A 967-nucleotide genomic window follows, 5' to 3' on the forward strand; every position below is an offset into this window, starting at 1 on the left:
TGATTTTGAACAGACAACCGCGGCTGAACGACGGGAACTAATTAAAGAGACTAATAGCGAACAAACGATTTTTAAAGGTAGCGAATTGGCAGAACGGTTAGCGGATATTCGAAACGACTTATTAACCCAGCAATTATTGACGTTTACCAAGCGGCCATATACCAGCTGGCAGTTAGTTAATCAGCAAGTCCAGACGATTGAGAAGCAATTAACCACGGTACTAGCCAAACATGGCCACCAGTTAGACGATTTGAAGCATACTGATCGGGGCATGCTAGCCGCTTATGAACCTAACGAACTCGAATTCATTTCTAAAGCGGTGAAAGATTTACGGGTTATGCGGGAAGTTAAAGCCGTGGTGCAAACCCAATATGACAGCATTCTAACGACTGCTTTTCCGGACAGTGACCTCGATAAGTTAGAGACGATTGACAAGGAGCAAATCTATACCGCTGTGGTTTACTATGACCCAGAATTAAAGCCATTAAGCGCCGATGATCTTAGTCAATTGCAACAGCAGCCACCGGTAGTCTTTACTAGTCAGCAACACCAAGCCGGTTTGAATTACCTGTTAGGTAAAATTGAATTAAAAGATATTCAGAACCACCGATTACAACGGGTTTTAAAACATGATGGCACCCGGCAACTGTTTATCGGCGAATGTGGCCAAGATCCTAAGTTGGATCACAAACAAATTGAAACTGTGCAAGCCCGTTTGAAACAACAGACAACGCGGTTTGATCAATATAAGCAAGACCAAATTAAGGGCTATCAAGCGATCAATTATTACCCAACTAGCCCGAAAAACTACCTGACTAATATTTTGGACGAAGCCTTAATAACCATTTTATATGCGAAGAACACAGACTATCTAAGAAAGCAGCAATTACGTGGCTTAAAAGAGACCGAGTGGGAAATGACGAAAAAGCAACGACAACACCAAACCCAGAACCGGCATGAAGATGGG

Annotated in this window: 1 pseudogene; it reads left to right on the forward strand. The window is 42.7% G+C overall.

Features of this window, described 5'->3' with window-relative positions:
- A pseudogene (locus ACKTR2_RS10280) lies at window positions 1-967 on the forward strand (MobQ family relaxase); the annotation flags it as partial.

It is taken from the genome of Furfurilactobacillus curtus, assembly GCF_045862785.1.
GTDB classification, from domain to species: Bacteria; Bacillota; Bacilli; order Lactobacillales; family Lactobacillaceae; genus Furfurilactobacillus; species Furfurilactobacillus curtus.